General features: G+C 53.5%; 22 protein-coding genes and 5 tRNA genes. 11 read left to right on the forward strand and 16 right to left on the reverse strand.

The window, feature by feature from the left end; genetic code table 11:
• Positions 1-54: 54 nt before the first annotated feature.
• Positions 55-1227: a multidrug efflux MFS transporter periplasmic adaptor subunit EmrA gene (emrA, locus tag JSN25_RS00385; protein WP_085048879.1), complete on the forward strand. Its 1173-nt coding sequence runs from the start codon at positions 55-57 to the stop codon at positions 1225-1227.
• Positions 1228-1243: 16 nt separating this feature from the next.
• Positions 1244-2782 carry a multidrug efflux MFS transporter permease subunit EmrB gene (gene emrB, locus JSN25_RS00390; protein WP_069324580.1) on the forward strand — a complete coding sequence of 513 codons (1539 nt, stop codon included), beginning with the start codon at positions 1244-1246 and terminating at the stop codon, positions 2780-2782.
• A 101-nt stretch (positions 2783-2883) separates the two neighbouring features.
• Here the strand turns inward: emrB and luxS are convergent, their stop codons facing one another.
• The 15 genes from luxS to mltB all read right to left on the reverse strand — a co-directional run bounded on the left by luxS (position 2884) and on the right by mltB (position 14190).
• Positions 2884-3399 carry an S-ribosylhomocysteine lyase gene (luxS, locus tag JSN25_RS00395; protein WP_006687194.1) on the reverse strand — a complete coding sequence of 172 codons (516 nt, stop codon included), beginning with the start codon at positions 3397-3399 and terminating at the stop codon, positions 2884-2886.
• A gap of 149 nt (positions 3400-3548) precedes the next feature.
• Positions 3549-5105: a glutamate--cysteine ligase gene (gshA, locus tag JSN25_RS00400; protein WP_038633015.1), complete on the reverse strand. Its 1557-nt coding sequence runs from the start codon at positions 5103-5105 to the stop codon at positions 3549-3551.
• 77 nt (positions 5106-5182) lie between these two features.
• Positions 5183-5611, reverse strand: coding sequence for a YqaA family protein (locus tag JSN25_RS00405; protein ID WP_038633018.1), 429 nt, complete (start codon positions 5609-5611; stop codon positions 5183-5185).
• On the reverse strand, positions 5608-6174 hold the full coding sequence (yqaB, locus tag JSN25_RS00410) for a fructose-1-phosphate/6-phosphogluconate phosphatase (protein ID WP_137347527.1): 567 nt from the start codon (positions 6172-6174) through the stop codon (positions 5608-5610). The genes JSN25_RS00405 and yqaB overlap by 4 nt, the downstream gene beginning before the upstream one ends.
• A gap of 176 nt (positions 6175-6350) precedes the next feature.
• Positions 6351-6427, reverse strand: a tRNA-Arg gene (locus JSN25_RS00415).
• Between the two features lie 170 nt (positions 6428-6597).
• Positions 6598-6674, reverse strand: a tRNA-Arg gene (locus tag JSN25_RS00420).
• 60 nt (positions 6675-6734) lie between these two features.
• A tRNA-Arg gene (locus tag JSN25_RS00425) sits at positions 6735-6811 on the reverse strand.
• A 191-nt stretch (positions 6812-7002) separates the two neighbouring features.
• A tRNA-Arg gene (locus JSN25_RS00430) sits at positions 7003-7079 on the reverse strand.
• Between the two features lie 3 nt (positions 7080-7082).
• Positions 7083-7175, reverse strand: a tRNA-Ser gene (locus tag JSN25_RS00435).
• 335 nt (positions 7176-7510) lie between these two features.
• The gene (gene csrA / locus JSN25_RS00440; RefSeq protein WP_000906486.1) at positions 7511-7696 is read right to left on the reverse strand and encodes a carbon storage regulator CsrA; all 186 of its coding nucleotides are present in this window, start codon (positions 7694-7696) and stop codon (positions 7511-7513) included.
• A gap of 238 nt (positions 7697-7934) precedes the next feature.
• On the reverse strand, positions 7935-10562 hold the full coding sequence (alaS, locus tag JSN25_RS00445; protein ID WP_061382320.1) for an alanine--tRNA ligase: 2628 nt from the start codon (positions 10560-10562) through the stop codon (positions 7935-7937).
• Between the two features lie 127 nt (positions 10563-10689).
• Positions 10690-11190, reverse strand: coding sequence for a recombination regulator RecX (gene recX, locus JSN25_RS00450; RefSeq protein WP_085048877.1), 501 nt, complete (start codon positions 11188-11190; stop codon positions 10690-10692).
• A 72-nt stretch (positions 11191-11262) separates the two neighbouring features.
• Entirely contained in the window at positions 11263-12327 is a 1065-nt protein-coding gene (gene recA / locus JSN25_RS00455; protein ID WP_137347526.1) for a recombinase RecA, read from the reverse strand.
• A 92-nt stretch (positions 12328-12419) separates the two neighbouring features.
• Entirely contained in the window at positions 12420-12917 is a 498-nt protein-coding gene (gene pncC, locus JSN25_RS00460) for a nicotinamide-nucleotide amidase (protein ID WP_003037333.1), read from the reverse strand.
• Between the two features lie 193 nt (positions 12918-13110).
• Positions 13111-14190: a lytic murein transglycosylase B gene (mltB, locus tag JSN25_RS00465; protein ID WP_038633043.1), complete on the reverse strand. Its 1080-nt coding sequence runs from the start codon at positions 14188-14190 to the stop codon at positions 13111-13113.
• Positions 14191-14455: 265 nt separating this feature from the next.
• On the opposite strand from mltB, the gene srlA reads away from it, so the two are divergent.
• The 7 genes from srlA (at position 14456) to gutQ (ending at position 19424) form a co-directional block, all read left to right on the forward strand.
• Positions 14456-15019: a PTS glucitol/sorbitol transporter subunit IIC gene (gene srlA / locus JSN25_RS00470; protein WP_003825953.1), complete on the forward strand. Its 564-nt coding sequence runs from the start codon at positions 14456-14458 to the stop codon at positions 15017-15019.
• Entirely contained in the window at positions 15016-15987 is a 972-nt protein-coding gene (gene srlE / locus JSN25_RS00475; protein WP_069324575.1) for a PTS glucitol/sorbitol transporter subunit IIB, read from the forward strand. The genes srlA and srlE overlap by 4 nt, the downstream gene beginning before the upstream one ends.
• Positions 15988-16000: 13 nt before the next feature.
• Complete coding sequence (gene srlB, locus JSN25_RS00480) at positions 16001-16363, forward strand: PTS glucitol/sorbitol transporter subunit IIA (protein ID WP_160956238.1); 363 nt, start codon at positions 16001-16003, stop codon at positions 16361-16363.
• Positions 16364-16380: 17 nt separating this feature from the next.
• Positions 16381-17160 carry a sorbitol-6-phosphate dehydrogenase gene (srlD, locus tag JSN25_RS00485; protein ID WP_006687183.1) on the forward strand — a complete coding sequence of 260 codons (780 nt, stop codon included), beginning with the start codon at positions 16381-16383 and terminating at the stop codon, positions 17158-17160.
• A gap of 101 nt (positions 17161-17261) precedes the next feature.
• A complete protein-coding gene (gene gutM / locus JSN25_RS00490) occupies positions 17262-17621 on the forward strand; it encodes a transcriptional regulator GutM (RefSeq protein ID WP_038633053.1) in 360 nt (119 codons plus the stop codon).
• Positions 17622-17692: 71 nt separating this feature from the next.
• A complete protein-coding gene (srlR, locus tag JSN25_RS00495) occupies positions 17693-18466 on the forward strand; it encodes a glucitol operon DNA-binding transcriptional repressor SrlR (protein ID WP_006687181.1) in 774 nt (257 codons plus the stop codon).
• A complete protein-coding gene (gutQ, locus tag JSN25_RS00500; protein ID WP_204525368.1) occupies positions 18459-19424 on the forward strand; it encodes an arabinose-5-phosphate isomerase GutQ in 966 nt (321 codons plus the stop codon). Before srlR ends, gutQ begins: the two co-directional genes overlap by 8 nt.
• Here gutQ and norR read toward each other — a convergent pair.
• A complete protein-coding gene (norR, locus tag JSN25_RS00505) occupies positions 19421-20938 on the reverse strand; it encodes a nitric oxide reductase transcriptional regulator NorR (RefSeq protein WP_121529466.1) in 1518 nt (505 codons plus the stop codon). The genes gutQ and norR overlap by 4 nt on opposite strands.
• Positions 20939-21125: 187 nt before the next feature.
• On the opposite strand from norR, the gene norV reads away from it, so the two are divergent.
• Both norV and norW read left to right on the forward strand, forming a co-directional pair.
• Complete coding sequence (gene norV, locus JSN25_RS00510) at positions 21126-22574, forward strand: anaerobic nitric oxide reductase flavorubredoxin (protein ID WP_204525369.1); 1449 nt, start codon at positions 21126-21128, stop codon at positions 22572-22574.
• On the forward strand, positions 22571-23704 hold the full coding sequence (norW, locus tag JSN25_RS00515; RefSeq protein WP_204525370.1) for an NADH:flavorubredoxin reductase NorW: 1134 nt from the start codon (positions 22571-22573) through the stop codon (positions 23702-23704). Before norV ends, norW begins: the two co-directional genes overlap by 4 nt.
• Positions 23705-23747: the final 43 nt, after the last annotated feature.

Consider the following 23747-nt stretch of genomic DNA (forward strand, 5'->3'; position numbering starts at 1 on the left):
TGATGAACAGGTCGGCTCAGCCGATGTGAAAAAAATAAGATCGTGGAGAACAACATGAGCGCAAATGCGGAGACTCAAACCCCGCAGCAACCGGTTAAGAAGAATGGCAAACGTAAAAGTATGCTGCTCCTTCTGACCTTGCTCTTTATTATCATTGCCGTGGCATATGGGATTTATTGGTTTTTAGTACTACGTCATTACGAAGATACTGACGATGCGTACGTGGCAGGGAACCAGGTTCAAATCATGGCGCAGGTATCAGGCAGCGTGACGAAAGTCTGGGCTGATAACACTGACTTTGTTAAACAAGGCGATGTGCTGGTTACTCTCGATCAGACGGATGCTAAGCAGGCATTCGAAAAAGCCAAAACGGCATTGGCTTCCAGCGTGCGCCAGACGCACCAACTGATGATCAACAGTAAGCAGTTACAGGCTAGCATTGAAGTGCAGAGAACCGCGCTGGCGCAGGCACAAAGCGACTTTAATCGCCGCGTCCCGCTGGGCAACGCCAACCTGATTGGCCGCGAAGAGCTGCAACATGCGCGAGATGCCGTTGCCAGCGCTCAGGCGCAGCTTGATGTCGCTATCCAGCAATATAATGCTAACCAGGCAATGATTCTCGGCAGCAAGCTGGAAGATCAACCCGCCGTACAACAGGCCGCCACCGAAGTGCGCAACGCCTGGCTGGCGCTGGAACGTACCAGAATCGTCAGTCCAATGACCGGCTATGTTTCCCGTCGTGCCGTACAGCCTGGCGCGCAAATCAGCCCAACCACGCCGCTGATGGCAGTTGTTCCGGCCACCAACCTGTGGGTCGATGCTAACTTTAAAGAAACGCAGCTAGCACACATGCGTATCGGCCAGCCTGCGACGGTTATCAGTGATATTTACGGCGATGACGTGAAATACACCGGTAAAATTGTTGGCCTTGATATGGGTACGGGCAGCGCCTTCTCCCTGCTGCCTGCGCAAAACGCAACCGGTAACTGGATCAAAGTCGTCCAGCGTCTGCCGGTACGTATCGAACTGGATGCGCAGCAGCTGGCGCAACATCCGCTGCGGATCGGTTTGTCTACGCTGGTTACGGTAGATACCTCCAATCGTGACGGACAGATTCTGGCAAGCCAGGTCCGCACCACGCCGGTATCAGAAAGTAATGCACGTGAAATCAACCTTGCTCCGGTCAATAAAATGATCGAAGAGATCGTGCGGGCCAACGCGGGCTAATTCAAAGGTGCGTGTGATGCAACAGCAAAAACCGCTGGAAGGCGCGCAGCTCGTCATTATGACGATCGCGCTGTCTCTGGCGACATTCATGCAGGTGCTGGACTCCACCATTGCTAACGTGGCGATCCCTACTATCGCCGGGAACCTGGGCTCTTCGCTGAGCCAGGGAACCTGGGTGATCACCTCATTCGGGGTGGCGAACGCTATCTCAATTCCAATCACCGGTTGGTTGGCAAAGCGCTTTGGCGAAGTAAGGCTATTCATGTGGTCAACGACTGCCTTCGTCATTGCGTCATGGGCATGCGGGATGTCCACCAGCCTGAACATGTTGATTTTCTTCCGCGTGGTACAAGGGATTGTCGCCGGTCCACTAATTCCGCTTTCGCAAAGCCTGCTGCTGAATAATTATCCTCCCGCCAAGCGTTCCATTGCCCTCGCGCTGTGGTCGATGACGGTGATTGTCGCCCCAATATGCGGCCCTATTCTTGGGGGCTATATCAGCGACAACTATCACTGGGGTTGGATATTCTTCATCAACGTGCCAATCGGCGCGGCGGTGGTATTGATGACTCTGCAAACTCTACGCGGGCGAGAAACCAAAACCGAGCAGCGACGCATTGACGCCATTGGTTTGGCATTGCTGGTCATTGGTATCGGTAGCTTGCAGATTATGCTCGACCGCGGCAAGGAGCTGGACTGGTTTGCCTCACAGGAGATTATCATCCTGACGGTGGTCGCCGTTGTCGCTATCAGCTTCCTGATCGTCTGGGAGCTTACCGACGAACACCCGATTGTCGATCTCTCGCTGTTTAAGTCGCGAAACTTTACCATCGGCTGCTTGTGTATCAGTCTGGCCTATATGCTCTACTTCGGCGCAATCGTCCTGCTGCCGCAGCTATTGCAGGAAGTTTACGGATATACAGCAACCTGGGCCGGTCTGGCCTCCGCCCCGGTTGGGGTGATCCCGGTGATCCTGTCGCCGATAATCGGTCGCTTCGCGCATAAGCTGGATATGCGTCGTCTGGTCACGTTCAGTTTTATTATGTACGCCGTCTGTTTCTACTGGCGCGCATGGACGTTCGAACCGGGTATGGATTTTGGCGCATCGGCCTGGCCGCAGTTTATTCAGGGATTCGCGGTAGCCTGCTTCTTTATGCCGCTGACGACCATTACGCTGTCCGGTTTACCGCCTGAACGTCTGGCGGCGGCGTCCAGCTTGTCTAACTTTACGCGAACGCTGGCAGGTTCTATCGGAACCTCCATCACCACGACAATGTGGACTAACCGTGAGTCGCTACACCATGCGCAGTTAACGGAGTCCGTTAACCCCTACAACCCAAATGCACAGGCAATGTATAACCAACTGCAGGGATTAGGGATGAGCAAGGAGCAAGCCTCTGGCTGGCTGGCCCAACAGATAACCAATCAAGGGCTGATCATTTCCGCCAACGAAATCTTCTGGATGTCAGCGGGGATCTTCCTGGTGCTGCTTGGTCTTGTCTGGTTCGCTAAACCGCCGTTTGGCGCAGGCGGCGGCGCGGGCGGCGCACATTGATCAAAAAAGCCAGTTCATCTGAACTGGCTTTTTTATACCGGCTGGCGCCTATTATTTGTCGACCAGATGAGAAGCGTGAGCTTCACCATCCAGCATGACAACTAAATATGCAGTTCCTGCAGCTTCTCTTTCGGCAGTGCCAGCTCTTCATTGCTGTTCACACGAACATCGTGCTCAAGGATATGACGGGCAATGTCCTGCGCTTCACTGAGAGAGTGCATCTGATACGTGCCGCACTGGTAAATGTTCAGTTCTGGGATCTGGTTTTGATCCTGCACTTTCAGTACGTCAGCCATCGCCGCTTTCCACGCGTCGGCAACACGCTGCTCGTCCGGCGTGCCAATCAGGCTCATGTAGAAGCCGGTGCGGCATCCCATCGGAGAGATATCGATAATCTCAACGCCGTTACCGTTGAGGTGGTTACGCATAAAACCTGCAAACAGGTGTTCCAGCGTATGGATACCTTTCTCAGGCATCACTTCTTTGTTCGGAATGCAGAAACGCAGATCAAACACGGTGATTGCGTCGCCATGCGGGGTGTTCATCGTTTTTGCAACCCGGACCGCGGGAGCTTCCATCCGGGTGTGATCGACAGTAAAACTATCTAACAACGGCATTTAGCCACCTCCGATAAATTTTTTAAAAATAATCTGAACTCTTTGTTCCGGGGCGAGTCTGAGTATATGAAAGACGCGCATTTGTTATCATCATCCCTGTTTTCAGAGATGAAATTTTGGCCACTCCCGAGTGGCCTTTTTCTTTTGTATCAAGCGTGCTTTTCCAGCCACACGCTAAACGGCTCGGTATCAGCCGCTTCGATCTCCTGCTGACGACGCTTTGACGCTTCGGTTTCAGCAATAAACTCTTCTTCCTGCAATATTTCCAACGGCTCTTCGCGCAGCAGATTGCGGTATGCCTCACCCAACGCTTTGCCCGTACCGCCAATGCCTTCATCAATCATAGACCGTAGGATCCGGGCGGAGAATGTCAGTTCAGGATTATCAAAGCAGGCGACCAACTCGTCGCATACCTTTTGATACTCCTCTCCCCCGTGGATGCTGTCCAGCGTTTGTGCTACGCGTTTCAGGTCGCGGAACAAATCTTTACCCACTTCAGGGAGTGGGAACTGCGCTGTCTCACAGCCAATGCCTAAGGTCAGGCCAGGCTTACGCCCTTCCAGAATAACGCGATTCCAGTTAGTACGCGTACATAACAGCTCATCGCTACTCATTTCCGGCGCATCGGCCAATGCGCACCAGACCATAAACAGATCGAGGAAGCGTACCTGTTGCTCGTCTACGCCGATTGGTGAGAACGGGTTAATATCCAGTGAACGTACTTCGATGTACTCAATACCGCCACGCAGAAGCGCGTCAGAAGGCGTTTCACCACGACGAGTGACGCGTTTCGGACGGATAGGCGCATACAGTTCATTTTCAATCTGCAAAACGTTGCTGTTAATTTGCAGACGCTTACCGTCCTTCTCCAGACCGATCGCCGCGTACTCCTCGGAAGGGGTTTTAATCGCGCGCTTTAATCCTGCCACATACTCATGCAAATCGTTAAACGTAATTCCGAGATTGCTTTGCGACTTATTGGTATAGCCCAAATCGCTCAAACGCAGCGACGTCGCGTACGGCAGGTAATACATCCCACAGTCGGTTTTTTCAAACGGCAGGGTGGTCGGTTTTCCTTGCAGGAAGGAGGAACAAATGGCCGGAGAAGCGCCAAACAGATACGGGATGACCCAGCCAAAACGGTAATAGTTACGGATCAGACGGAAGTAACCCGCAGAGATCTTCTCTTTAGCATCTTCACCGTCCGTTACGCCGCATTTCGCCTGCCAGAAAGCCATCGGCAGCGAGAAGTTGTAATGTACGCCGGAGATGGTCTGCATCAACGCGCCATAACGGTTTTTGAGGCCTTCGCGATAAAGCGTTTTCAAACGACCGGTATTCGACGTACCGTACTGCGCCAGCTCAATATCCTGACCGTCGGCAATATAGCAAGGCATGCTCAACGGCCACATACGCTCGTCGCCCAGGTTTCTGGCGGTATAACGATGCAGGTCGCGCATGAACGTCAGCATTTTATGAATATCGTCGCCAGGTGGAGTAATAAACTCCAGCAGCGCTTCGGCAAAGTCCGTGGTTATCCACTTATGTGTTAGCGCTGAGCCTAACACCTCAGGATGGCCTGTCGTCGCCAATGACCCATCAGCATTGACGCGCAGCGTTTCACGCTCCAGCCCACGTTGAATCCCCTTTAACGCCTGAGGATGGTTTTCCAGCCAGGCCAGCGCCTGTGATACGTTCGGGATCAAATTGACCTCCCGCCTGTCAAAATCGTTTTAATTAGCATAATGGTATTGGTTACCCTGAAGGCTATCTCACAACACAATTAGTGCCACCACATAATGCCTTGCGTCGTAACCGCTGCGACAACAACATAGCGCAACGCCTTGCCAAGGCATAAGAAAAAGAGAACTGGGCCCCACGAGATGCGCATCCATCCAGCTAACAGGCACAGTAAATCACCCACAACCGGCATCCAGCTTAATAATAGTGTGACAGCGCCATAGCGCCGCAGCCAGCCAGTGGCTTTCTCTTGCCAGCGCGATGTTTTACGCAATGGAAAGAAACGCCCAAGGATAACGTTAGTTAACCCTCCAAGGCTATTACCCATTGTTGCTGTTAAGACTAAGACCCAGGGATGACTTACCCCAGAAATCAGCAAGGCAACCAGAACAACTTCAGAATTGCCGGGTAATAGCGTGGCGCTGAGAAAACTGCTGGCAAACAGTGACAGGAGCGATAGTCCATCACTCACAATAACCGAACATCCACGGCGTCCATCCCCGCTGCGCTCGCCGCCTGCAGTCCAAAATCGGCATCTTCAAACACGACGCAGCGCGCCGGAACAACCCCCATTCGCTCAGCACAAAGCAAGAACGTATCAGGAGCAGGCTTATGGCGTTGTACGTGATCGGCGGCCACCACAGCATCAAAATAACGACGCAGACCAAGGTGAGCGAGTAGAGCCTCTGCAATTGCGCTTTCACTCCCCGTCCCTACCGACATAGGACGGCGGCCATACCAGGCTTTCACTACTTCAACCAACGGTAAAGGCTGGACGCTATCCAGCAGCATGCTTTTTACCTTGTCCGTTTTTTCTCGTGCCAAAACATGGGGGTCAAGATCGGCATGATTCAATTCAATCACCGCCAGGGCAATACGCCACGTTGGAGAGCCGTTGAGGGCAACCATGGCTTGTTCATCAAACCGTAGCCCATAATGGCCCAATACCTCATGCCACGCCTTACGGTGCGTAGGTTCGGTATCCAGGATGGTGCCATCCATATCAAAAATCAAACCCGCATAACGTTCGTACATCGTCTTCTCACAAGCCGAATGACCAGACGTTATTTTATCGTAATTGATTGATTTTGTCGCTGACAGCGAATTGAGGGATGTTCAGGGAGTATGTGGAAATGATTCATGAGGGGGAAAGTTCTGGCGATTATCTCGCAGACCATGAAGAAACAGTTTCGCTGTTATTCAGGAGAAGATGGTGCATCCGGGAGGATTCGAACCTCCGACCGCTCGGTTCGTAGCCGAGTACTCTATCCAGCTGAGCTACGGATGCATCGGGAATTGCTGATTACTACTGATACGGCAAGAAGATGGTGCATCCGGGAGGATTACTCGGCTGCGCCTCGCCCTGCGGGCCGTTGCTGAAGCAACGTTATCCTCCCTGGTRCTGGCGATTATCTCGCAGACCATGCAACAACAGTTTCGCTGTTATTMAGGAGAAKATGGTGCATCCGGGAGGATTCGAACCTCCGACCGCTCGGTTCGTAGCCGAGTACTCTATCCAGCTGAGCTACGGATGCATCGGAAAACTTGCTTTACTGCCGATATTGATATCGAAATAAACGATATCAAGTAAGAGATGGTGCATCCGGGAGGATTCGAACCTCCGACCGCTCGGTTCGTAGCCGAGTACTCTATCCAGCTGAGCTACGGATGCATCGGGAAACTTACTTTACTGCAGATTTGATGTCGCTGCTAAAGCGCTATCAAGTAATATGGTGCATCCGGGAGGATTACTCGGCTGCACCTCGCCCTGCGGGCCGTTGCTGAAGCAACGTTATCCTCCCTGGTACTGGCGATTATCTCGCAGACCATGCAACAACAGTTTAGCTGTTATCTCGTAGAAKATGGTGCATCCGGGAGGATTCGAACCTCCGACCGCTCGGTTCGTAGCCGAGTACTCTATCCAGCTGAGCTACGGATGCAAATGGCGGTGAGGCGGGGATTCGAACCCCGGATGCAGCTTTTGACCGCATACTCCCTTAGCAGGGGAGCGCCTTCAGCCTCTCGGCCACCTCACCAACACGCCTCTTACGAGTGCTTCGAAGAACTTGTTTCTGCTCATCGTCGCTGCGTGGCGCACATATTACTTTCTGGGACTTATAAGTCAAACAATTTTTCCAGAGCTTTTATCGTTTGCACATTTCACGCGCAATTAGTCTGCAAAAACGGCAAAAAGAGTGTTTTATCAACAGATAAATTGGCAGTTTCCGCAGACAATGAACAAACAGAAAATTCGCCGGGAACGACAATGTGCGTATGGGAAAAGAGAAAATGGGGGGAGTGAAGCAGAAAGCGAAGAAAGAGGACCACTCAATCAGGTTGCGCCTCACCAGAATGGTGAGACGCGAAAACCTTAATAACTGGACTGCTGGGATTTTTCAGCCTGGATACGCTGGTAGATCTCTTCACGATGGACAGAAACTTCTTTCGGGGCGTTTACGCCAATGCGTACCTGGTTGCCCTTCACCCCTAAAACTGTCACGGTGACCTCATCGCCTATCATGAGGGTCTCACCAACTCGACGAGTCAGAATCAGCATTCTTTGCTCCTTGAAAGATTAAAAGAGTCGGGTCTCTCTGTATCCCGGCATTATCCATCATATAACGCCAAAAAGTAAGCGATGACAAACACCTAAGTGTAAGCAGTCACGGCATCACATTCTGTTAAACCTAAGTTTAGCCGATATACACAACTTCAACCTGACTTTATCGTTGTCGATAGCGTTGATGCAAACGCTGCGGATTGAAGCCCGCAGCGTCGACTTACGCTTATAATTATTACAGTTTTGCGCTGACCCAGCCTTTCACACTGGCTAACGCTGCAGGCAGAGCCGCTGCATCCGTACCACCGGCTTGCGCCATGTCCGGACGACCACCACCCTTACCGCCTACCTGCTGAGCGACCATACCAACCAGTTCCCCTGCTTTCACTCGGTCTGTCACATCCTTAGACACACCAGCAATCAGAGAAACCTTACCTTCAACTACCGTTGCCAGAACGATAACAGTAGACCCCAGTTGATTTTTCAGATCATCAACCATGGTACGCAACATTTTCGGCTCAACGTCCGCAAGTTCACTGACCAGCAGCTTCACGCCGTTGATATCAACCGCTTTGCTGGAGAGATTTGCACTCTCCTGCGCCGCAGCCTGTTCCTTCAATTGCTGCAATTCTTTTTCGAGTTGACGCGTACGTTCCAGTACAGAACGCACTTTATCACCGATATTCTGGCTATCGCCTTTCAGCAGCTGCGCGATATCGCTTAAGCGGTCGCTCTCAGCATGCACGGTTTGGATAGCGCCTTCACCGGTTACGGCTTCGATACGACGAACGCCCGCCGCCGTGCCTGACTCAGACACAATGCGGAACAGACCGATATCCCCCGTACGGCTGGCGTGAGTACCGCCACACAGTTCGGTGGAGAAATCGCCCATACTCAGAACGCGCACGTGGTCATCATATTTCTCGCCAAACAGCGCCATTGCGCCTTTGGCTTTCGCCGCTTCCAGATCCATGATGTTCGTTTCAATCGGCAGGTTGCGACGAATTTGCGCATTCACCAGATCTTCAACGGCACGGATTTCAGCAGGCTTCATGGCTTCGGTATGAGAGAAGTCGAAACGCAGCACTTTATCGTTAACCAGCGAGCCTTTCTGTGCTACATGCGTGCCCAATACCTGGCGCAGCGCCGCGTGCATCAGGTGCGTTGCGGAGTGATTCAAGCGGATACGCGCACGACGCGCTTCATCCACATCAGCCTGTACTGCATCGCCTATTTTCAGAGAACCCGCAGACAGTTTGCCGATATGACCAATCGCCTGGCCATATTTTTGCGTGTCACTCACGGCAAACGCAAAGCCCGCACCTTTCAGTTCGCCCTTGTCGCCAACCTGACCACCAGATTCCGCATAGAACGGCGTCTGATCCAGTACAACAACAGCGTCCTGACCGGCGTTAATGGCGTCTACCGCTTTACCATCGACAAACAGCGCAGTCACTTTGCCGTTCAGCTCAAGATGCTCATACCCTTTAAATTCTGAAGCGCCATCAACGCGAATCATCGCATTGTAGTCTGCGCCAAAACCGCTGGCTTCACGCGCACGACGGCGCTGTTCTTCCATTGCGGCTTCAAAGCCCGCCTCGTCAACCTTGATGTTGCGCTCGCGGCAAACGTCTGCCGTCAGGTCAACCGGGAAGCCGTATGTGTCATACAGACGGAAGGCGGTTTCGCCATCCAGCGTATCACCCGTCAGTTTTGCCAGCTCTTCGTCCAGCAGTGCCAGACCACGCTCCAGCGTACGAGCGAACTGTTCTTCTTCGGTTTTCAGAACCTGTTCAACCATTGCCTGTTGACGCTTCAGCTCTTCACCTGCAGACCCCATGACTTCCACCAACGGACCAACCAGCTTGTAGAAGAAGGTATCCTTCGCGCCCAGCATGTTGCCATGACGTACCGCGCGGCGAATGATACGGCGCAGCACATAGCCACGGTTTTCATTCGACGGGACAACGCCATCGGCAATCAGGAATGCACAAGAACGGATATGGTCGGCGATAACGCGCAGCGACTTGTTGCTCAGATCGGTCGCACCAGTAACTTTCGCGACGGATTCAATCAGTGAGCGGAACAGGTCAATTTCATAGTTGGAGTTAACGTGTTGCAGCACGGCCGCAATACGCTCCAGCCCCATACCGGTATCCACGGACGGCTTCGGCAGCGGTTCCATGGTGCCGTCAGCCTGACGGTTGAACTGCATGAAGACGATGTTCCAGATCTCAATGTAGCGATCGCCATCTTCTTCTGCGCTTCCCGGAGGGCCGCCCCAAATGTGGTCGCCGTGGTCGTAGAAAATTTCGGTGCACGGACCGCAAGGACCGGTATCACCCATCTGCCAGAAGTTGTCGGATGCATAGGCCGCGCCTTTGTTATCACCAATGCGGATGATACGCTCGCGCGGAATACCAACTTCTTTTTCCCAAATTTCATAGGCTTCATCGTCAGTTTCATAGACGGTGACCCACAGACGTTCTTTTGGCAGGGCAAACCAGTTTTCACCGGTCAGCAGTTCCCATGCGAATTGAATGGCGTCGTGTTTGAAATAATCGCCGAAGCTGAAGTTGCCCAGCATTTCGAAGAAGGTATGGTGACGTGCAGTGTAACCGACGTTTTCCAGGTCGTTGTGCTTACCGCCCGCACGTACACAACGCTGCGAGGTGGTTGCGCGGGAATAATTACGCTTGTCGAGGCCAAGGAAAACATCCTTGAACTGGTTCATCCCGGCGTTGGTAAACAACAAAGTAGGGTCATTGTTTGGTACCAGGGAGCTGCTGGCAACTACCTGATGTCCTTTACTATGGAAAAAATCGAGAAACGCCTGACGGATCTCAGCGGTGCTCTTGCTCATAATTATCCTGAAGAAATCAAGCTAACGAAATGTCATTACCAGCATCGGCAGCAAACTGCGCCTCTGGCAATCGAAAAGTGGGAATAAGATAAGTTTTCTTTACTGGGAAGTAAAATCCCGTATGCGCTCAATCGTCAAAATTTCGCCATATTGCCTGAATATCTTCCATCAGATAGCCACGATAGAGCAAAAAACGCTGGACCTTTACCTTATCTGAAAAATCGACTGGTAAAGGTTCACCGTATTTCCTGATTGCCTGCTCGCGCGCAAGCACTGCCCAGTCAATTTCACACTCGCGCATGGCGCGCTCAATAGCCTCACGCGAGATTCCTTTCTGGCTGAGTTCCTGCCGCACTCGCGCAGGCCCATAACCTTTGCGGCTACGGCTGGCAATAAACTGCTGAACGAAGCGGTCATCATCCAGATAATGACTTTCAATGCACCAGGCAATGACCTTGTCGTAATCTTCCGGGGAAGCATCAATGTCTTCCGGCCCTTGTTTGCCCATCACCGGCGCGGCCAGCTTCCGCCGTAGTTCCTGCTCGCTGTGATCGCGCATTGCCAGAATACGCACGGCGCGGTCAAGCAGTCGGGAATAAGCGGATCGGCGGGAAGTTGCATCTGTCATAGTAAACCTTCAGAAATGCAAAAGGGCTGCATGATATGCAGCCCTTTACTGTATGCGATGTAAAACAGATTATCAGAAATCTTCGTTCGTTTCTGCTACGTCTGCAGCACCGTCATCAACGGAGAAATCTGGCGTTGAATCCTGGTTATTGAGCAGTAACTCGCGCAATTTCTTCTCAATCTCTTTTGCGGTTGCCGGGTTTTCTTTCAGCCAGTTGGTCGCATTCGCTTTACCCTGACCGATTTTCTCACCGTTATAGCTGTACCATGCACCGGCTTTTTCAATCAGCTTCTCTTTCACGCCCAGGTCAACCAGTTCACCATAGAAGTTGATACCTTCACCGTACAGAATCTGGAATTCAGCCTGTTTAAACGGCGCGGCGATTTTGTTTTTCACGACCTTAACGCGGGTTTCGCTACCAACCACGTTGTCGCCCTCTTTCACTGCGCCAATACGGCGAATGTCCAGGCGCACGGAGGCATAGAATTTCAGCGCGTTACCACCGGTAGTGGTTTCCGGGTTACCGAACATAACGCCAATTTTCATACGGATCTGGTTGATGAAAATCAGCAGCGTGTTGGACTGCTTCAGGTTACCGGCCAGCTTACGCATCGCCTGGCTCATCATACGCGCCGCAAGACCCATGTGAGAGTCGCCAATCTCGCCTTCGATTTCCGCTTTCGGCGTCAGCGCCGCCACGGAGTCGACAACGATAACGTCAACCGCACCGGAACGCGCCAGCGCATCACAGATTTCCAGCGCTTGTTCACCGGTATCCGGCTGGGAACACAGCAGGTTGTCGATATCAACGCCAAGCTTACGGGCATAGACGGGATCCAGCGCGTGTTCCGCATCAATGAACGCACAGGTTTTACCTTCGCGCTGAGCGGCGGCAATAACCTGCAGCGTCAGCGTCGTTTTACCGGAAGATTCAGGCCCGTAGATTTCGACGATACGGCCCATTGGCAAACCGCCCGCGCCTAATGCGATGTCCAGAGAAAGCGAACCGGTGGAGATGGTTTCCACATCCATGGAACGGTCTTCACCCAGGCGCATGATGGAGCCTTTACCGAATTGCTTTTCGATCTGACCCAGCGCTGCCGCCAACGCTTTCTGTTTGTTTTCGTCGATAGCCATTAATTACTCCTGTCATGCCGCTTTCGGGGTAAACCGCGAAACGTGAAAGATAATGTTCTGTTGAGGCAATTATACTGTATGCTCATACAGTATCAAGTATTTTGTAGAAATTGTTGCCACAGGGTTTGTAACGCATAGGCAGTCGCCTGCCGACGTACCGCATCGCGGTCACCGCTGAAACATTCCCGGCGGGTAATCCCCTCACCGCTTGCGCTGGCAAAGGCAAACCATACCGTACCCACAGGCTTTTCCTCACTGCCGCCATCCGGCCCCGCAATACCGCTGATCGAGACCGCGAAATGCGCGCGGGCCGCTTTTAGCGCGCCAATCGCCATTTCCACGACGACAGGCTCACTCACCGCGCCATGCTGGGCCAGCGTCTCTTCGCGCACGCCAATCATCTGCGCTTTGGCTTCATTGCTGTAGGTCACGAACCCGCGTTCAAACCAGGCGGAACTGCCGGCAATATCCGTAATGGCTTTGGCCACCCAACCGCCGGTGCAGGATTCCGCCGTCGTAACGGTCGCCCCGCGCGCTTTCAGCGCCAGGCCAACCTGCTCGCTTAACTGCATCAGTTCACTGTCGGTCATTTCAGCCTCTGTCAGTTAAAAAAATATGCCGCACAAGATAGCACTTTCACAACCAATGTGGGGATGGGGAGAACGTTTTACGAGGGGGATTCCAAAAATTGATCCGTTGCAAAATAAGACCCGCCGGATGGCGATGTCAGAGCATCTTATCCGGCCTACAAGCAATATCTTATCTGTAGGCCGGTTGGAGCGATTACTGTACGCGCGCCAGCGCTACCGCCTGACCCAATTGCCACACCGCCATCGCGTAGTGGGTACTGTGGTTGTAGCGGGTGATGGTGTAGAAGTTTGGCAGCCCGTACCAGTACTGATAACCGGTGCCAATATCCAGGCGCAGCAGGCTGGCCTGCTGATGATTCCCCAACGACTGCTGCGGCGTCAGCCCCGCGGCGGCAAGCTGTGAAATGCTGTACTGGGTTTTAAAGCCGTTCGCCAGCCCAGGCGCCTGACCATTCGCCGGCACCGCGACCGTATCGCCTTTCACCCAGCCGTGGCCTTTGAAGTAGTTCGCCACGCTACCGATGGCGTCAACCGGATCCCACAGATTAATGTGCCCATCGCCATTGAAATCGACCGCATATTCTTTATAGGAAGACGGCATAAACTGGCCGTAGCCCATCGCACCGGCGAAGGAACCTTTCAAATCGAGCGGATCATCACTTTCATCTCGCGCCATCAACAGGAAAGTTTCCAGTTCGCCAGAGAAGTATTCCGCACGACGAGGATAATTAAAGGACAGCGTCGCCAGCGCATCCAGAATTCGCGTTTTGCCCATCACGCGGCCCCAGCGCGTCTCTACGCCAATAATACCGACGATGATTTCCGGTGGTACGCCGTAGACCTGCCACGCACGGTTCAGGGCATCTTCATATTGATTCCAGAAGGCCACGCCGTTTTGCACGTTGTCCGGCGTGATGAACTGCTTGCGATAACGCAGCCACGCGCCGTTAGGTCCGGCTGGAGGTTGAGTCGTCGGCGCCTGACGGTCCATCAAACGCAATACCGAGTCCAGCCGCTTGGCCTGCGACAGGATCTCCTGCAACTGCTGGCGGTCAAAGCCATGCTTGTTCACCATCTTCTCGATGAACTGTTGCGCGTTCGGGTTATTGGCAAAATCGCCGCCCGTTAGCATGACATTGTGCTGTGGCTCAAGCAGGAAACCGCCGGATGGCGTACCCGTAGTCGTTTGAGTCTCTGAAGGTTTAGGTTTGCTGCTACAGGCAGCAAGCAATACGAAAAGGGGAAGTAACGCTACATAACGACGCTTGAACATGAGACATCCATTAAACAAATTCAGCCTGGGAGAAGTATGGTAAAGCATCCTCAGCCATACAAGGAAGCAGTAGTCGCTCTGCTTCACAGAATTTCCCCCCTCTTGCACTTCCGACCGTCATATTTGCGAGCGCTTACGCAACAACTTTCAAAATAAAATATTTACCTTTCATTTTGAGATCAAAATAACACTTTTAAATCTTTCGATCTGATTAAAATTAGTTTCCGTTTGGCAAGATAACTAAAAAACCCTACAGGAGAGAATAATGATCGACACCATCACACTCGGTGCTGAGTGGTTTATCGGGCTGTTCCAGAAAGGCGGAGAGGTGTTTACCGGCATGGTGACCGGTATTCTTCCCCTGCTGATTAGCCTGCTGGTCATCATGAATGCGCTGATTAACTTTATCGGCCAGCAGCGTATTGAACGTTTTGCTCAGCGCTGTGCCGGAAACCCACTGTCCCGCTATCTGCTGCTGCCGTGCATCGGCACATTTGTGTTTTGTAATCCGATGACACTAAGCCTGGGCCGCTTTATGCCAGAAAAGTACAAGCCCAGCTACTACGCTGCGGCCTCTTATAGCTGCCATTCCATGAATGGCTTATTCCCGCACATCAACCCCGGCGAGCTGTTTGTCTATCTCGGTATCGCCAGCGGCCTGACGACGCTGGGCCTACCGCTTGGCCCGCTGGCGGTGAGCTATTTGCTGGTCGGTCTGGTCACCAACTTCTTCCGCGGCTGGGTAACCGATTTCACCACCGCCATTTTCGAGAAAAAAATGGGCATTCAACTTGAGCAGAAAGTTCATCTGGCGGGAGCAACATCATGACGCGTATTCGTATTGAAAAAGGCACCGGCGGCTGGGGCGGCCCGCTTGAACTGGATGCCGTACCGGGCAAGAAAATTGTCTATATCACTGCCGGGACTCGCCCTGCGATTGTCGACACGCTGGCGAATCTGACTGGCTGGCAGGCCGTTGATGGTTTCAAAGAGGGCGAACCGCCGGAGAGTGAAATTGGCGTGGCGATCATCGACTGCGGCGGCACGCTGCGCTGTGGGATCTATCCCAAACGTCGCATACCCACGGTAAATATTCACGCCACGGGGAAATCCGGTCCACTGGCCCAGTACATTGTCGAAGATATCTATGTCTCTGGCGTAAAAGAAGAAAACATTACCGTTGTCGGTGAAGCATCCATTGCGCCGCAACCTGCAAGCAGCACGATTGGTCGCGATTACGACACCAGTAAAAAGATTACTGAACAAAGCGATGGTCTGTTGGCAAAAGTCGGGATGGGCATGGGGTCAGCCGTTGCTGTCCTGTTCCAGGCCGGTCGCGACACTATTGATACCGTTCTGAAAACCATTCTGCCATTTATGGCGTTCGTCTCGGCGCTGATCGGCATCATCATGGCTTCTGGTCTGGGAGACTGGATAGCCCATGGACTCGCACCGCTCGCCAGCCACCCGCTGGGACTGGTGACGCTGGCGCTGATTTGCTCTTTCCCGCTGCTGTCGCCTTTCCTCGGCCCTGGTGCGGTCATCGCCCAGGTTATCGGGGTGCTGATCGGCGTACAGATTGGCCTGGGGAACATCCCTCCCCATCTGGCGCTACCGGCCTTGTTTGCCATTAATGCGCAAGCCGCATGCGACTTTATTCCCGTGGGGTTATCGCTGGCCGAAGCGCGTCAGGACACGGTCCGCGTCGGCGTGCCATCCGTCCTGGTAAGCCGCTTCCTGACCGGCGCGCCTACCGTTCTCATCGCCTGGTTTGTATCCGGCTTTATTTACCAATAAGAGGCACTCAAAAATGACCGTGATTTATCAAACCACCATCACCCGCATCGGCCAAAGCGCCCCGGACGCACTCTGCGACCAGATGTTAATTACCTTTCGTGAAGGCGCGCCAGCGGATATTGAAGAGTTTTGCTTCATCCATTGCCACGGCGCTCTGAACGGTTCTTTGCACGCCGGGATCCAGTTTGAACTGGGCCAGCATCACTACCCGGTCACCGCCGTTGGCAGCGTGGCGGAACAAAACTTACGTGAACTGGGGCATATCACCCTACGTTTTGACGGACTCAGCGAAGCGGAATTCCCTGGCACCGTACATGTGGCGGGCCCTGTACCGGACGATATCGCGCCGGGCTGTATTTTGAAGTTTGTTGCTTAAGATTGAAGGAGAAAAAGATGAATCAGGTTGCCGTTGTCATTGGTGGAGGCCAGACCCTGGGAGCGTTCCTTTGCCGTGGGCTTGCGACAGAAGGATACCGCGTCGCGGTGGTGGATATTCAAAGCGATAAAGCCGCCAACGTCGCGCAGGAGATTAACGCCGAGTTTGGCGCAGGCACAGCGTACGGTTTTGGCGCTGATGCCACCAGCGAACAGAGCGTGCTGGCACTGTCACGCGGAGTGGATGAAATATTTGGTCGCGTCGACCTGCTGGTTTACAGCGCGGGTATCGCTAAAGCCGCGTTTATCAGCGACTTTCAGCTTGGGGATTTCGACCGCTCGCTGCAGGTGAATCTGGTCGGTTACTTCCTCTGCGCCCGTGAATTCTCGCGCCTGATGATCCGCGATGGCGTTCAGGGACGCATTATCCAGATCAACTCCAAATCAGGGAAAGTAGGCAGTAAACACAATTCGGGCTACAGCGCGGCAAAATTTGGCGGCGTGGGTTTAACCCAATCGCTGGCGCTGGATCTGGCGGAATACGGGATTACCGTCCATTCGCTGATGCTCGGCAACCTGTTGAAATCACCGATGTTCCAGTCATTATTACCGCAGTACGCTACCAAACTGGGCCTTAAGCCGGATGAAGTAGAGCAGTATTACATTGATAAGGTTCCGCTCAAACGCGGCTGCGATTATCAGGACGTGCTGAACATGCTGCTGTTTTATGCCAGTTCGAAAGCCTCTTACTGCACCGGACAATCAATTAACGTCACCGGCGGTCAGGTGATGTTCTAAGAGGTATGACTGCCCGGTGGCGCTGTGCTTACCGAGCCTACGAATATTATGTAGGCCGGATTAGGCGCAGCCGTCATCCGGCAAAATCAAAGGAGCGCATTATGGTTTCCGCACTGATTACCGTCGCCGCCATCGCCTGGTGCCTGCAACTGGCGCTTGGTGGCTGGCAAATATCCCGCTTTAACCGCGCGTTCGATAAACTTTGTCAGCGAGGTCGGGTGGGCGTGGGGCGTTCCGGCGGACGGTTTAAACCGCGCGTGGTCGTCGCCATCGCGCTTGATGAGCAACAGCGGGTTACCGATACGTTATTTATGAAAGGTCTTACCGTATTCGCCAGACCCGGTAAAATTGCCACCATAATGGGCAAACATCTTGATGATTTACAGCCTGATGTGATCTTTCCCCATGATCCGTTAGCGCAGAATGCACTATCATTGGCGCTTAAACTGAAACATGGGTAATTTCGTTGTGAATGCTAATAGCTTGCGAAATTATCATTTTGCAACCTAAATAAGTCAGGGTAATCACGCCTATGAAACCTCGTCAGCGTCAGGCTGCCATACTGGAGCACCTGCAAAAGCAGGGAAAATGCTCGGTTGAAGAACTGGCCCACTACTTTGACACGACCGGCACAACCATTCGCAAAGACCTGGTCATTCTGGAAAATGCTGGAACCGTCATTCGTACCTATGGCGGCGTAGTGTTGAACAAAGATGAATCTGACCCGCCCATCGATCACAAAACCCTAATTAACACGCATAAAAAAGAGCAGATCGCTGAAGCCGCCGTCCGTTATATCCATGATGGCGACTCCATCATTCTGGATGCGGGCAGCACCGTATTGCAGATGGTGCCGATGCTTACCCGCTTTAGCAACATCACCGTCATGACCAACAGTCTGCACATTGTTAATGCCCTTTCGGAGCTGGACAACGAGCAAACCATCCTGATGCCTGGCGGGACCTTTCGCAAAAAATCTGCGTCATTTCACGGTCAGCTGGCAGAAAACGCCTTTGAGCAATTCAGCTTTGATAAACTCTTCATGGGGACCGACGGTATTGACCTCAATGCCGGCGTGACCACCTTTAATGAGGTCTTTAGCGTCAGTAAAGCGATGTGCAATGCCGCTCGCGAAGTGATTCTGATGGCTGACTCCTCAAAATTTGGGCGTAAAAGCCCTAATGTTGTGTGCAGTCTGGAAAGCGTTGACAAGCTGATTACCGATGCAGGTATAGACCCTGCATTTCGTCAGGCGCTGGAAGCAAAAGGGATTGAAGTAATCATAACCGGAGAAACCAATGAGTGATGCACTACTGAACGCGGGCCGTCAGACGTTAATGCTGGAACTGCAGGAAGCCAGTCGACTGCCGGAGCGACTGGGCGATGATTTTGTCCGCGCCGCTAATACTATCATCCACTGTGAAGGCAAAGTCATTGTCTCCGGGATTGGCAAATCAGGCCATATTGGCAAAAAAATTGCTGCGACCCTCGCCAGTACCGGCACCCCTGCCTTTTTTGTGCATCCGGCGGAAGCGCTGCATGGCGACTTAGGCATGATTGAAAGCCGCGACGTGATGCTGTTTATCTCTTACTCCGGCGGCGCGAAAGAGCTGGATCTCATCATTCCGCGCCTGGAAGACAAATCCGTCGCCCTGCTGGCCATGACCGGAAAACCAACCTCGCCGCTGGGCCTGGCGGCCAAAGCCGTGCTGGATATTTCTGTTGAACGTGAAGCCTGCCCAATGCGCCTGGCGCCGACCTCCAGCACCGTCAACACGCTGATGATGGGCGACGCGCTGGCAATCGCCGTGATGCAGGCGCGCGGCTTTAACGAAGAAGATTTTGCCCGCTCGCATCCGGCCGGCGCGCTGGGCGCTCGTCTGTTAAATAAAGTGCATCACCTGATGCGCCGTGACGATGCTATTCCGCAGGTGACGCTGACCACCAGCGTCATGGACGCGATGCTGGAACTCAGCCGCACGGGTCTTGGTCTGGTGGCTGTCTGTGATGAGGCGTCACTGGTGAAAGGCGTCTTCACTGACGGCGACCTGCGCCGCTGGTTGGTTGGCGGCGGCGCGCTCACCACGCAGGTTAGCGAAGCAATGACCCATAATGGCATTACGCTGCAGGCGCAGAGCCGCGCGATTGACGCCAAAGAGATCCTGATGAAACGCAAAATCACTGCCGCACCGGTGGTAGATGAAAACGGGAAACTCACCGGCGCTATCAACCTGCAGGATTTCTATCAGGCCGGTATTATCTAATCCTTCAGCCCCAGGCGTTTCGCCAGCCGGTGCAGGTTGGCGACGTCTGTTTCCAACGCCCGCGCGCTTGCCGCCCAATTGTGATTATTTTGCGCCAAGGCCCGGCGGATCATCTCGCGCTGAAATGACTCCGTTGCCTCACGCAAATTGTGATGCTGCGGGATCTCTGCCACGACGTCCGGCTGCGGTACAGGGCTTTCATCCTGCAAGGCAAAATGCTGTGCCTCCAGCACCACTTCATCCCCTGCCCGGGTGGCCCTTGCCAGAACGACTGCCCGGTGAATGGCATGCTCCAGTTCACGCACGTTTCCAGGCCAGCCGTAGTTCAGCAGATGGTTACGCGCGCCCGGGCTTAACACTACGCGGGAAAGTCCCAGCCGCAGCCGACATTGCTCGCAAAAATAGCCCGCCAGCAGTACCACATCTTCGCCGCGCTCACGCAGTGGCGGCACGGAAAGGGGAAAAACGCTCAGGCGATGAAACAGATCCGCGCGAAAATTCCCCGCCAGCACCTCTTCGCGTAAATCACGATTGGTCGCCGCCAGTACGCGCACGTCAACGCGCAGGCTGCGATCGTCCCCTACGCGCTGAATATCGCCATACTGCAATACGCGCAGCAGCTTGGCCTGCAGCGCCAGCGAGAGTTCGCCAATCTCGTCGAGAAACAGCGTGCCGTTATCTGCCATTTCAAACTTACCGCTACGATTACTGATAGCCCCGGTAAAAGCCCCTTTTACGTGACCAAAAAGTTCACTTTCCGCCACGCTTTCAGGCAACGCCGCGCAGTTGAGATACACCAGCGGATTCACCGCACGCGGCGAACCTTCATGAATCGCTTTGGCTACCAACTCCTTCCCGGTCCCGGTTTCGCCGCTTATTAGTACGTTGAGATCGGACCCTGCCACAATCTCAATCTCTTTTTTCAACTGCATCATATTGGGCGACAGGCCAATCATCTGGGTTTCCGTCACCTGCTCGAAAGCCGTCGACGAACCCGGCAGCATATTCTGGCTTTCCAGTTGTTCAATCAGCAACGCATTACTCAGCGCCCCCGCAGCCAGAGCGGCAATTAGCCTAAGCTCTTCATCGCTGAAGACATCGAACTGATCGGGCTCCATGCCATCCAGCGTTAACGCACCAATCAGATTTTGTCCGGCAAACAGCGGCAACCCGATGCAGGCATGCACTTTCAGGCTCTCCTGACCCGGTATTAACCCGTCATAAGGATCGGGCAGATCGCTGTCGGCAGGAAAACGTACCACGTCCCCGGCGCGGGCAATCGCCTCCAGCCGCGGATGTCCCTCCAGCGTGAAGCGGCGGCCAAGGACATCCTGCGCCAGGCCATCGATAGCCAGCGGGATAAACTGTCGCGACTCGTAGCGCAGCAGTGCCGATGCGTCGCACTCCAGCACCTGGCGCAAGGTCGTGATCAGGCGCTGAAAACGGTCCTGATGACCGATACCGCTTTGTAATTCAATGGCGATACCCGCCAGCACATCTACTGAAAAGCTCATGGCAACCTCATTGTCATTTTGACAATTCATATTGTCATATTGACAATAAAATAAACAGTCATTTTGACTACCACTTTATAAGCAATAAATAATAAATCATTAAAAATCAAACAACTAAAAAGTTGGCACACAACCTGCAATTAACAAAATATCTTTTTAGAAAAACGCTGAATTAATTGAGGTTGCTATGTCTATTCTGGTTAAAAATAATATTCATTGGGTTGGCCAACGTGACTGGGAAGTACGTGATTTCCACGGCACTGAATACAAAACGCTGCGCGGTAGCAGCTACAACAGCTATCTCATCCGTGAAGAAAAAAACGTGCTGATCGATACAGTAGACCATAAGTTTAGCCGTGAATTCGTGCAGAACCTGCGCAGTGAAATTGACCTCGCGGATATCGACTACATCATTATTAACCACGCGGAAGAAGATCACGCCGGTGCGCTGACCGAACTGATGTCCTGCATCCCGGACACGCCAATTTACTGCACCGCTAACGCGATTGATTCCATCACCGGCCACCACCATCATCCGGAGTGGAACTTCAACGTGGTGAAAACCGGTGATTCTCTGGACATCGGCAACGGCAAACAACTGATCTTTGTTGAAACGCCGATGCTGCACTGGCCTGACAGCATGATGACCTACATGACCGGCGATGCGGTGCTGTTCAGTAACGATGCCTTCGGCCAGCATTACTGCGACGAACGTCTGTTCAATGATGAAGTTGACCAGACCGAACTGTTCGAACAATGCCAACGCTACTACGCCAACATCCTGACCCCGTTCAGTCGTCTGGTGACGCCGAAAATCACTGAGATCCTCGGCTTCAACCTGCCGGTCGATATGATTGCCACCTCCCACGGTGTTGTATGGCGCGACAACCCAACGCAGATCGTTGAGCTGTACCTGAAATGGGCGGCCGATTATCAGGAAGACCGCATCACCATCTTCTACGACACCATGTCCAACAACACCCGCATGATGGCGGACGCCATTGCCCAGGGCATCAATGAAGTTGACCCGAACGTGGCGGTGAAAATCTTTAACGTCGCCCGTAGCGACAAAAACGACGTCCTGACCAACGTCTTCCGTTCTAAAGGCGTACTGGTCGGTACTTCCACCATGAACAACGTGATGATGCCGAAAATCGCCGGACTGGTGGAAGAGATGACCGGCCTGCGTTTTCGTAACAAACGCGCCAGCGCCTTTGGTTCTCACGGCTGGAGCGGCGGCGCAGTTGACCGCCTGTCCACCCGTTTACAAGATGCCGGTTTTGAAATGTCGCTTAGCCTGAAGGCGAAATGGCGTCCGGATCTGGATGCGCTGGAACTGTGTCGTCAGCACGGTCGTGAAATTGCACGTCAGTGGGCGCTTGCTCCGCTACCGGAAACGACCGTCAAAGTGGCAACCAAAGAAGAAGAGTGCGCTTGTGCCGCTGCGGCTGCGGCTGACCTCGGCCCAAGCATGCAGTGCAGCGTGTGCCAGTGGATTTACGATCCAGCAAAAGGCGAACCGTTGCAGGATGTCGCGCCAGGTACCCCATGGAGCGATGTGCCGGATAACTTCCTGTGCCCGGAATGTTCATTAGGTAAAGACGTCTTCGACGTACTGGCAACGGAGGCAAAATGAGCCACGGAATTGTCATTATTGGTTCGGGCTTCGCCGCCCGCCAGTTAGTCAAAAATATCCGTAAACAGGATGCAACTGTTCCGTTGACCCTGATTGCCGCTGACAGCATGGATGAGTACAACAAGCCCGATCTCAGCCACGTTATCAGTCAGGCACAGCGTGCAGACGACCTCACCCGCCAGTCGGCGGGGGAGTTTGCCGAACAGTTTAATTTGCGCCTGTTCCCCTACACCTGGGTGACCGACATCGACACCGATGCCCACATCGTGAAAAGTCAGGACCAACAGTGGCAGTACGACAAGCTGGTGCTGGCGACGGGGGCTTCAGCCTTTGTGCCTCCAGTTACCGGACGTGAGTTAATGCTCACATTGAACAGCCAGCAAGAATACCGCGCCTGTGAAACGCAACTGCGTGATGCCCAGCGGGTACTCATTGTCGGCGGCGGTCTGATTGGCAGTGAGCTGGCGATGGATTTTTGTCGTGCCGGTAAAGCGGTAACACTTATCGACAACGCCGCCAGCATTCTGGCCTCGCTGATGCCACCGGAAGTCAGCAGTCGCTTACAGCATCGTCTGACCGATATGGGTGTGCATCTGCTGCTGAAATCACAGCTTCAGGGTCTGGAAAAAACTGAATCGGGTATTCGCGCCACGCTCGATCGTAGTCGCCGCGTAGAAGTCGATGCGGTGATCGCCGCCACCGGTCTGCGCCCGGAAACGGCGCTGGCGCGTCGTGCCGGATTGAGCATTAATCGTGGCGTCTGCGTCGACAGCTATCTGCAAACCAGCCACCCGGCCATTTATGCCCTCGGCGACTGCGCGGAAATTAACGGTCAGGTGCTGCCGTTCCTGCAGCCGATTCAACTGAGCGCCATGTATCTGGCGAAAAACCTGCTCGGCGGCAATGCTCCGCTGAAGCTGCCTGCCATGCTGGTAAAAGTTAAAACGCCGGAACTGCCATTGCATCTGGCGGGGGAAACCCAGCGGCGCGATCTGAACTGGCATATTGCCGCGGAAGCGCAAGGTATGGTGGCCAGAGGAATGAACGACGAAGGCCAGCTATGTGCGTTTGTGGTCAGTGAAGACCGGATGAAAGAGGCCTTTGCGCTGCTGAAAACGTTGCCGATGTAAGTCTGTGGTGCCGGATGGCGCCGCTTCGCGCCTTATCCGGCCT

This window comes from Citrobacter cronae (genome assembly GCF_016893685.1).
In the GTDB taxonomy this organism is placed as follows: Bacteria; Pseudomonadota; Gammaproteobacteria; order Enterobacterales; family Enterobacteriaceae; genus Citrobacter; species Citrobacter werkmanii.

Coding starts and splice junctions, on each gene's coding strand:
- srlR (WP_006687181.1), top strand. CDS start 17,693: ATGAAACCTCGTCAGCGTCAGGCTGCCATACTGGAGCACCTGCAAAAG.
- norW (WP_204525370.1), top strand. CDS start 22,571: ATGAGCCACGGAATTGTCATTATTGGTTCGGGCTTCGCCGCCCGCCAG.
- pncC (WP_003037333.1), bottom strand. CDS start 12,917: ATGACCGACAGTGAACTGATGCAGTTAAGCGAGCAGGTTGGCCTGGCG.
- srlD (WP_006687183.1), top strand. CDS start 16,381: ATGAATCAGGTTGCCGTTGTCATTGGTGGAGGCCAGACCCTGGGAGCG.
- gutQ (WP_204525368.1), top strand. CDS start 18,459: ATGAGTGATGCACTACTGAACGCGGGCCGTCAGACGTTAATGCTGGAA.
- csrA (WP_000906486.1), bottom strand. CDS start 7,696: ATGCTGATTCTGACTCGTCGAGTTGGTGAGACCCTCATGATAGGCGAT.
- norR (WP_121529466.1), bottom strand. CDS start 20,938: ATGAGCTTTTCAGTAGATGTGCTGGCGGGTATCGCCATTGAATTACAA.
- emrB (WP_069324580.1), top strand. CDS start 1,244: ATGCAACAGCAAAAACCGCTGGAAGGCGCGCAGCTCGTCATTATGACG.
- srlE (WP_069324575.1), top strand. CDS start 15,016: ATGACGCGTATTCGTATTGAAAAAGGCACCGGCGGCTGGGGCGGCCCG.
- luxS (WP_006687194.1), bottom strand. CDS start 3,399: ATGCCGTTGTTAGATAGTTTTACTGTCGATCACACCCGGATGGAAGCT.
- srlB (WP_160956238.1), top strand. CDS start 16,001: ATGACCGTGATTTATCAAACCACCATCACCCGCATCGGCCAAAGCGCC.
- yqaB (WP_137347527.1), bottom strand. CDS start 6,174: ATGTACGAACGTTATGCGGGTTTGATTTTTGATATGGATGGCACCATC.
- srlA (WP_003825953.1), top strand. CDS start 14,456: ATGATCGACACCATCACACTCGGTGCTGAGTGGTTTATCGGGCTGTTC.
- norV (WP_204525369.1), top strand. CDS start 21,126: ATGTCTATTCTGGTTAAAAATAATATTCATTGGGTTGGCCAACGTGAC.
- emrA (WP_085048879.1), top strand. CDS start 55: ATGAGCGCAAATGCGGAGACTCAAACCCCGCAGCAACCGGTTAAGAAG.
- gutM (WP_038633053.1), top strand. CDS start 17,262: ATGGTTTCCGCACTGATTACCGTCGCCGCCATCGCCTGGTGCCTGCAA.
- recX (WP_085048877.1), bottom strand. CDS start 11,190: ATGACAGATGCAACTTCCCGCCGATCCGCTTATTCCCGACTGCTTGAC.
- recA (WP_137347526.1), bottom strand. CDS start 12,327: ATGGCTATCGACGAAAACAAACAGAAAGCGTTGGCGGCAGCGCTGGGT.
- mltB (WP_038633043.1), bottom strand. CDS start 14,190: ATGTTCAAGCGTCGTTATGTAGCGTTACTTCCCCTTTTCGTATTGCTT.
- alaS (WP_061382320.1), bottom strand. CDS start 10,562: ATGAGCAAGAGCACCGCTGAGATCCGTCAGGCGTTTCTCGATTTTTTC.